The sequence below is a fragment of the Marinobacter sp. UBA2498 genome (assembly GCF_002341575.1).
Lineage (GTDB): Bacteria > Pseudomonadota > Gammaproteobacteria > Pseudomonadales > Oleiphilaceae > Marinobacter > Marinobacter manganoxydans.
The window spans coordinates 71,275-71,623 of record NZ_DDOI01000064.1 but is presented as its reverse complement, the minus strand read 5'-3'; the positions used below and the strand labels follow the sequence as shown (position 1 = coordinate 71,623).

At 58.7% G+C, this 349-nt stretch carries 1 pseudogene; it reads left to right on the top strand.

The features are described 5' to 3' along the window. Positions 1-349, top strand: a pseudogene (locus tag B2W52_RS08740) (FHIPEP family type III secretion protein); the annotation flags it as partial.

Below are 349 nucleotides of genomic sequence, written 5' to 3'. Positions count from 1 at the left end.
TGGACGTGTTCTTTACTTTCAACATCACCCTGTCCATTGTCATTCTGCTGGTGTGTGTCTACGCCCTGCGGCCGATGGAGTTTGCGTCCTTCCCGACAGTCCTGCTGGTAGCCACACTTCTGCGTCTCGCCCTGAACGTGGCGTCTACCCGGATTGTTCTGCTGAACGGCCACGAAGGCGGCGATGCCGCCGGTAAAGTGATCGAATCCTTCGGCGCCGTTCTGATCGGCGGCAATTACGCCGTGGGTCTGGTGGTGTTTGCGATCCTGATGATCATCAACTTCCTGGTCGTGACCAAGGGTGCCGGCCGGGTCTCCGAGGTGAGCGCCCGTTTCACGCTGGATGCTAT